This window comes from Brevundimonas sp. UBA5713 (genome assembly GCF_002419815.1).
Classification (GTDB): domain Bacteria; phylum Pseudomonadota; class Alphaproteobacteria; order Caulobacterales; family Caulobacteraceae; genus Brevundimonas.
The window spans coordinates 26,037-33,516 of sequence record NZ_DIGV01000021.1; the positions used below are offsets into that span (position 1 = coordinate 26,037).

The window sequence follows — 7,480 nt, forward strand, 5'->3', positions numbered from 1 at the left end:
CTCCCACGGATTTGACGCATCGCGAGTCAGACGACCGCGAAGCGAAGGCGCGCCTATAACAGCCCCCCTCCACAAACGCAAATCGACCAAAGCCCGATACGCTACCGATATAAAAACAAAGCCCGCATCGGGTGATGCGGGCTTTGCAAATCTTGAACCTGTCCGATCGGCTTATTCGCCGACCTTCTCAACTTGGTTGTATTCCAGATCGACCGGGGTCGCGCGACCGAAGATCGAAACGGTAACACGCAGACGGGTGTTCTCCTCGTCGACGCTTTCGACCGTACCGTCGAAGCTGGCGAACGGACCGTCGGTGACCTTGATCTTTTCGCCGATGTCGAAGTGGATGGTGGGCTTCGGACGCTCGACGCCCTCTTCCACTGCACCGATGATGTTCTGGACTTCACGTTCCGAAACCGGCAGCGGCTTGGTGCCACCAGCAGCACCGAGGAAGCCGGTGACCTTCGGGGTGTTCTTGACCAGGTGATAGGCTTGGTCGGTCATTTCCATCTTCACCAGCACATAGCCCGGGAAGAATTTACGTTCGGAATTGACCTTACGACCACGACGGATTTCCACCACATCCTCGGTCGGAACCAGGATTTCGGAGAAATTGTCTTCGAGGCCTTGTTGTTTCGCTTGGTCACGCAGGTACTCGGCGACCTTCTTTTCGAAGTTCGAGTAGGCGTGAACGATATACCATTTGTGGCGGGGATTGGCCGCCGCGGGCGCTGCATCCGTCATCTGCGCGTCTCCTGTTATCGGCCGATACCGAGAATGAACTGCGAGCCAAGCGACAGGCCGGCGTCAACAATCCAGAAAAAGGCGGCAGCAATGGCCACCATGATGAAAACCATAACCGAAGTGATCCAGGTTTCCTTGCGCGTGGGCCACACGATCTTGCGGGCTTCGGCACGGACTTCGCTGAAGAACTGCGGAATGGAGGTTTTCTTCTTGGGCGACGGGGCGTCGACGGTGACCGTAGCGGCACCTTGTGCTGCTGCAGTCTGGTTCGCCGGGTTCCGACGACCGCGCGGGGTCTTCGCCTTGGCCATGTGACGTCTCTTCAATCTCTGGTTCCTGCTGCATCACATGGGAAGTCCCGAGCGAATGCAACAGGGGGAATGGCAGGAGTTGAGGGACTCGAACCCACGACCCTCGGTTTTGGAGACCGATGCTCTACCAGCTGAGCTAAACTCCTAGTGTCCCGGACAAAGATGTTCGCGCTGTGGAAGTGATCCGGCAGCGCGACCCTCGCCAGAGGGGGGCGTATGCCCGACCCCAACGGGCATTTCAAGGGGGCTAGCGGCACAAGTCGCTATAAACCCCCATTTTTTATTCAGAACAGCTTGGCGACAGCGCTCGGGTCATAGGGAATACCCTGAACAGCGGCGTCTGCATCGCCGATCGCATAGGTCTGGGCACGGCTTTGACCCTCGATCACGGCCACGGCCTCGATGGATTCGGGAATCACCTTCACCACCACCGACTGACCGGGGCCGGGAGCCCAGGGGCGAATCTCGGGGGCCTTTTCGAGGATGGTCTTGAACAGTCGGTCGATTTCGCTCTGGTCGCTGACGATCTGGGCGCGGCCATCAATCGCCACCCCGACCGCCTCGCCTTCTTCGGCACGACCGCGAATAGCGACGCCTACGCGCGGGTCCGCCGTCAGATTGGCCAGCTTCTCGCTGTCCTTCGAGGTAATGAAATACAGGTTCAGCCCGTCATTCACATACCCCAGTGTCGCCGCATGCGGTCTCCCGTCGGGCCGGTTCACCGCCAGCGTCATCAGGTGTTTCGAGCTGATCAGCTTCAGGATGGCGGCGACAGCGCCGCCGTGAATAGGTTCGGACTTTGGTTTGGGTGGCATGGTCATGTCTCCTGTCTCCACCATGCCACGGTTCGCCGAGGCGCGCGGCAAAAAGCGGCGCTGCGAGGTCAGACTTGATACAGATCAACGCGATATGGACACCTTCGGCCCCAAGTGGCGGCATGAGCCAGCTGTGTCCCCTCACCTCATCGCCCTCTTTGAACATTGCGCCGCTGAGCGAAGCCGACGCTCCGGCAGCTTTCGCTTTAGCTCAGCAATGGCGTCCGCATCTGGGTGCTGACCGCTGGGACAATTTCCTATGCGACTGGAAATCTGACCCGGACGGTCGCGGGATATTGGCAGCGCACAATCAGCGCGGCGGCCTGCTGGGTTTTGTCTGCTGGTGGCGACAGCCCGATCTGGAGCACGGCGAGACCCTGTGGGCGGGCCCGTTCGTGGTGCACGAAATGGGCGTGCGCCCGCTGGTGCGTCAAAGCTTACAGGATGCGGTCGCGGAACTGGCCCGTGAAAGCGGTGCCAATCTGGTCCTGCGCGACGCCACCACCTGACCTTAGCGCCCTGCGACCAAGGTCGTACAAATAGCCGCCATTCAGCTTTAACCTCGCCACGGCGCGAGCGGTGCCATAAGATAGCGGCGCGTTCTGGAGTGTCTGACAGTGAAAACCGCACCGGCCTGTGCCAACCCTAGCGACATCGCTTTAGAGGATGTGCACCCGTGCGCCACCTGTGGCGCGCGCCCGCTGGGCGTGTGCGCCGATCTCAAGGGCCACGAACTGCAAAGCATGGCCTGCAACAGCGAAAACATACACGCTGAAGCCGGTCAGGCCCTGTTCCACGAAGGCGATGCCAATCCCTTCGTGTTCAATGTCGTCGAAGGCGCGGTGAAACTGTACCGCCTGCTGCCCGATGGCCGTCGCCAGATCACCGGCTTCCTGTTTCAGGGCGATTTTCTGGGACTGGGCGGTCGCGCCACAGCCAGCTTTACCGCCGAGGCCCTGACCCCGCTTCAAGCGTGCCGCTTCCGTCGCGGCGACTTCGACCAACTGCTGAACGCCATGCCCGCGTTGGAGCACCGTCTCGTCGCGCTGGCTGGCGATGAGTTGATGGCCGCGCAGGAACAGATCGTGCTGCTGGGTCGCAAGACCGCAAAAGAACGTCTGGCCAGCTTCCTGCTGCGTCTGGCCGAGCGTCAGCAACAGCTGGGCGGCGCGCCAGATCACGTGCATCTGCCGATGACGCGCCTCGATATTGCCGACTATCTGGGTCTGACCATCGAGACCGTCAGCCGTGTCATGACCCAGCTGAAGACCTCCGGCCTGATCCGTCTGCTGCCGGGCAATGATGTCGCCCTGTCGGATGCGGCAGCGCTGCGGGCCTTGGCAGACGGCGAAAGCTGATCACGGCTAAAGGGGACGCAAACCCGCTGTTCACGTCCCCTTCCCCCGCATCGGCCTTTAGAACTTGCGACCGACGCCCACCGACACGACCCAAGGATCAAGGCTGACGCTGGACTTCAGCGCACCACCATTGATGCTGGCATCGGTGTCGAACCACACCTTCTTGGCATCCACATTCAGCGCCCACGGGCCGGACAGATTGATGTCGGCACCCGCTTGTAGCGCCACGCCAAAGCCGTCGTCGATATCGACGGTGAAGCCGTTTTTGTCCTTGCCGTCAAAGAAGGCCATGTAGCTGACGCCCGCGCCGACATAGGGGCTGACGCGGTTGTTCGGCGTCGGGCGATATTGCGCCGTCACGATCGGCGGCAGCACCCACGTCTCGTGCACGGCCACGTCCGTGCCTGCGCCCTTGGCCTTCACCTCGTGCTGGGTCGCGCCCAGAATGGCTTCAACCGCCCAGTGGTCGGATACGAAATAGGTAAAGCCCAGCGTCGGCATCCAGTCGTCCGATACATCGACATTCAGGCCCGATGCCGCGCCCGCTGCATCGACAATGGCGTCGTCGGCCTGAGGCAGCACGCCGGTCATGCGCGCCGTTACAATCAAGGTGCCTTTGCCGACCGGATCCGACGGCTGTGCCTGTGCCGAAGCGGTGCCCGCCAAAGCCAGAACCGAGGCGGCGGCCAGCAAAGCAGCAGAGGTTTTCATCACTTCATCCTCGAAACATCGCCCGCCCAAAGGGGGTGGAATTCGATGTTGGAATGACTGTGCCAAAGGCCGCCATCGAGCGCTTTGATCTGCCTCAACAGTTTGAAAATAATGCTTAAATTAAGAAAGGCCCGCCCTGCAAATGCAGGACGGGCCCTTCCCTAAAGGTGTTCCGAGGTCAGGATTCGGAACGACCCTCATCCCCCTCGTCAAACAGGCGGAACTCGTGCCACAGACCGTTCAGCACGCCGAAGGCCACCGCCAGTCCAAGGCCCAAAATCCAGGCGAAATACCACATCAGAGTCTCTCCTCTTTCGGGCGTTAATACAGGTCGGGGTTGGTCTTCAGGGCCGAGCTCGTGGAGCGACCGAACAGCACCTTATAGACCCACGCCGTGTAGATCAGGATCAGCGGCAGGAAGACGATCGTGCAGCCCAGCATGATGAACAGGGTCAGATGGCTGGACGACGCGTTCCACACTGTCAGGCTGGAGTTCGCATCGGCCGTGGACGGCAGGATGAACGGGAACATCGATGCGCCCACAGTCGCGATAATACCCGCCGCCGAAGCCGACGAACCGCCAAAGGCCAGAACTTCCTTGCGGGCCTTCAGACCGATCAAGGCCATGACGATGCCGAGGAAGCCCAGAGCTGGAGCGATCATCATCCAAGGATATTTGGCATAGTTGTCCATCCAAGCCCCCGGTGCCGCGACCATGGCCGTGCGCAGCGGATTGGACGCGCCATTGATGTCCACCGCGCCGGCATAACGGAAGCCCATGTCGCCATAGGCGATGAACAGACCACCGACCGCGAACAGGACGATTCCCAGCAGGCCCGACACCAAGGCGATCTTGCGGGCGCGTTCCTGCACCGGACCACGCTCGGCCTTCAGCCCCAGCCAAGCCGCACCGTGCAGGACCAGCATGGTCACCGACAGCAGGCCACAGACGAGAGTGAACGGCGTGAACAGGCCCAGCAGGCTGCCGTCATAGAAGGCACGCATCGTGTCATCGAGGCGGAAGGGTGCGCCAGCGAGCACATTGCCCATGGCCACACCGAACACCAGCGCGGGCACAAAGCCGCCGATGAACAGGCACCAGTCCCAGAACGAACGCCATTTGGCTTCCGGACGCTTGGAGCGGTATTTGAAGCTGACAGGACGCAGGATCAGCGCCGACAGCACAAGGAACATGGCCAGATAGAAGCCCGAGAAGCTGACGGCATAGACAAACGGCCACGCAGCAAAGATCGCGCCGCCGCCGAGGATGAACCACACCTGGTTCCCCTCCCACGTCGCGCCCACGGTGTTGATCACCATGCGGCGCTCTTCATCCGTTTTGGCGACGAACGGCAGCAGGGCTCCGACACCGAGGTCAAACCCGTCTGTCAGGGCAAAGGCGATCAGCAGAATGCCGACCAGCGCCCACCAGATCACGCGAAGCGTGGCAAAATCCAAAAGCAGTTCCATCTTCGCTTATCCTTCTTGAGCAACCATCGGGGCGTCTTCGCCCGCCAGCAGTGCTTGCTGTTCCTGCTCGTGGAACGGGCCCTTCTTGATGGTGCGAACGATCAGGCCGACCTCGACCACAGCCAGCGCGCCATACAGGACGGTGAAGCCGATAATGGTGGCCCACAGTTGCGGCACCGTCAGGCTGGATGCGCCGAGGAAGGTCGGCAGAACGCCCTCGACAGCCCATGGCTGTCGGCCCACTTCGGCCAATACCCAGCCGAACTCCGCCGCGATCCACGGCAGCGGCATGGCCAGAACGGCCAGACGCAGGAACCATTGGGTCTCATGCTTGCGCAGGGTGCACAGCACAAAGGCGGTGGCAAACAGACCGATCATCAGGAAGCCGATGCCCGCCATGATGCGGAACGACCAGAACATGACCGGCACGTTCGGCACGGTGAACCAGGCGGCCTCCTTGATCTGCTCCGGCGTCGCCATGCGCGGATCTTCGACATAGCGCTTCAGCAGCAGGCCATAGCCCAGATCGTTGCGAACCTTTTCGAACTCGCCGCGCGCAACCATGTCGGTCGGATCAGCCTTGATCTTTTCCAACTGGTCATAGGCGATCACGCCGCGCTCGATGCGATCTTCGGAGATAGCGACCAGTTCGAGGATGCCGGCGACAGGCTTGTCGACGCTGCGGGTGGCAATCAGGCCCAGAACATAGGGAACCTTGACCTCATAGTGGGTCGCGCGATCCTCGAGGCTGGGGAAGCCAATGGCCGTCAGTCCGGCAGGAGCCTCTTCGGTGTGCCACATGGCCTCCAGGGCCGCGAGCTTCATCTTCTGGTTATCGGTCAGGGCATAGCCCGACTCATCGCCCAGCACGACGACCGACAGCGACGAGGCCAGACCGAAGGCTGCCGCTACCGTCATCGAACGCTTGGCAAACCCCTTGTGCTTGCCCTTGAGCAGATAGATGGCCGAAACGCCCAGCACGAAGACCGAGGCGATCACATAGCCCGCCGAAACCGTGTGCACGAACTTCGCCTGTGCCACCGGATTGAACAGCACGGCCATGAAGTCCACGACTTCCATACGCATGGTGTCGGGGTTGAAGGCCGAACCGACCGGATTTTGCATCCAGCCGTTGGCGATCAGGATCCACAGAGCCGACAGGTTCGTACCCAGCGCCACCATGAAGGTGACGAACAGGTGGGCGTGCGGCTTCAGCTTGTCCCAGCCAAAGAACATCAGGCCCACAAAGGTGGCCTCAAGGAAGAAGGCCATCAGGCCCTCAATCGCCAGCGGGGCCCCGAAAATGTCGCCCACATAGTGGGAGTAGTAGGACCAGTTCATGCCGAACTGGAACTCCATGGTGATACCCGTGGCGACGCCCAGCACGAAGTTGATACCGAACAGTGCCCCCCAGAAGCGGGTGATCGTCCGCCAGATGGGGCGGCGGGTCATCACATAGATGCTCTCCATGATGACCAGCATGAAGGAGAGCCCCAGTGTGAGGGGTACGAAAAGAAAATGGTAAAGCGCCGTCAGTGCGAACTGAAGGCGCGATAGGTCCACGACCGCTAGGTCGATCATGACAAAGGCTCCTGACCGCCGACGTGAAACTGTCGGCATTGAACGCTGACTAGCCTCACAACTCACAGTTGGCCTTGATCCTGATCAAAGCCGTCCCTGCGTGCGTCGTTTAAAGAGACTTGTGGCGTTGCCGGACCATCGGACCTTTCGTCCTTGGACATTTCGCCCTGCCGTGTAGCTGCTTAAGGCCTATGGCAAGGTTCGGTCGCGCGCTAAGGATGTGACGTTATGACGGCGATTGAATCAGCCACCCCGCGCGGTCGAAAGCCCGCCTCGCGGACAGTCTCTCCGGCAGCGCGCTGGCTCGCTGCCGCGACGGCACCGTGGAAACGATCGGCGCAACGGTCCGCCGCACTGGTGATCGCCGATGTGGTGCCCGCGATCGGCTTTGCCGCCGGTCTGGGCATCGCCATGGGAGCGTTGGCCAAGGCCGCGCCTCTGGATCAGCTGCACACCATCGGCCTTGGTCCGGCCCTGTCGATGGCAGGCC

10 protein-coding genes and 1 tRNA gene are annotated in these 7,480 nt (G+C 61.2%); 3 read left to right on the forward strand and 8 right to left on the reverse strand.

All coding sequences use genetic code 11. The features are described from left to right. Positions 1-171 precede the first annotated feature (171 nt). From nusG to B3B04_RS05640, 4 genes are all read right to left on the reverse strand, one after another. The gene (gene nusG / locus B3B04_RS05625; RefSeq protein ID WP_292040830.1) at positions 172-744 is read right to left on the reverse strand and encodes a transcription termination/antitermination protein NusG; all 573 of its coding nucleotides are present in this window, start codon (positions 742-744) and stop codon (positions 172-174) included. A gap of 14 nt (positions 745-758) precedes the next feature. Further along, positions 759-1,055 (reverse strand): preprotein translocase subunit SecE, encoded by a 297-nt coding sequence (gene secE, locus B3B04_RS05630; RefSeq protein WP_292040832.1) that lies wholly within the window; start codon positions 1,053-1,055, stop codon positions 759-761. A 70-nt stretch (positions 1,056-1,125) separates the two neighbouring features. Continuing rightward, positions 1,126-1,201: transfer RNA gene (locus B3B04_RS05635), tRNA-Trp, on the reverse strand. A 138-nt stretch (positions 1,202-1,339) separates the two neighbouring features. Further along, entirely contained in the window at positions 1,340-1,870 is a 531-nt protein-coding gene (locus B3B04_RS05640) for a pyridoxamine 5'-phosphate oxidase family protein (protein ID WP_292040834.1), read from the reverse strand. A gap of 122 nt (positions 1,871-1,992) precedes the next feature. On the opposite strand from B3B04_RS05640, the gene B3B04_RS05645 reads away from it, so the two are divergent. Both B3B04_RS05645 and B3B04_RS05650 read left to right on the forward strand, forming a co-directional pair. Continuing rightward, positions 1,993-2,379, forward strand: coding sequence for a hypothetical protein (locus tag B3B04_RS05645; protein WP_292040836.1), 387 nt, complete (start codon positions 1,993-1,995; stop codon positions 2,377-2,379). A 108-nt stretch (positions 2,380-2,487) separates the two neighbouring features. Further along, the gene (locus B3B04_RS05650; RefSeq protein ID WP_292040838.1) at positions 2,488-3,228 is read left to right on the forward strand and encodes a helix-turn-helix domain-containing protein; all 741 of its coding nucleotides are present in this window, start codon (positions 2,488-2,490) and stop codon (positions 3,226-3,228) included. Positions 3,229-3,285: 57 nt separating this feature from the next. Here the strand turns inward: B3B04_RS05650 and B3B04_RS05655 are convergent, their stop codons facing one another. The 4 genes from B3B04_RS05655 to B3B04_RS05670 all read right to left on the reverse strand — a co-directional run bounded on the left by B3B04_RS05655 (position 3,286) and on the right by B3B04_RS05670 (position 6,987). Continuing rightward, a complete protein-coding gene (locus tag B3B04_RS05655; protein ID WP_292040840.1) occupies positions 3,286-3,939 on the reverse strand; it encodes an OmpW/AlkL family protein in 654 nt (217 codons plus the stop codon). Between the two features lie 178 nt (positions 3,940-4,117). Then, entirely contained in the window at positions 4,118-4,237 is a 120-nt protein-coding gene (gene cydX / locus B3B04_RS05660; protein WP_292040842.1) for a cytochrome bd-I oxidase subunit CydX, read from the reverse strand. Positions 4,238-4,260: 23 nt separating this feature from the next. Next, positions 4,261-5,409, reverse strand: a complete 1,149-nt coding sequence (gene cydB / locus B3B04_RS05665; protein ID WP_292040844.1) for a cytochrome d ubiquinol oxidase subunit II — start codon at positions 5,407-5,409, stop codon at positions 4,261-4,263. Between the two features lie 6 nt (positions 5,410-5,415). Continuing rightward, positions 5,416-6,987, reverse strand: coding sequence for a cytochrome ubiquinol oxidase subunit I (locus B3B04_RS05670; protein WP_292040849.1), 1,572 nt, complete (start codon positions 6,985-6,987; stop codon positions 5,416-5,418). Positions 6,988-7,218: 231 nt separating this feature from the next. Between B3B04_RS05670 and B3B04_RS05675 the strand changes: the two genes are divergently transcribed. Next, positions 7,219-7,480: hypothetical protein (locus B3B04_RS05675; protein ID WP_292040847.1), on the forward strand; the 262-nt coding region annotated here is incomplete at its 3' end.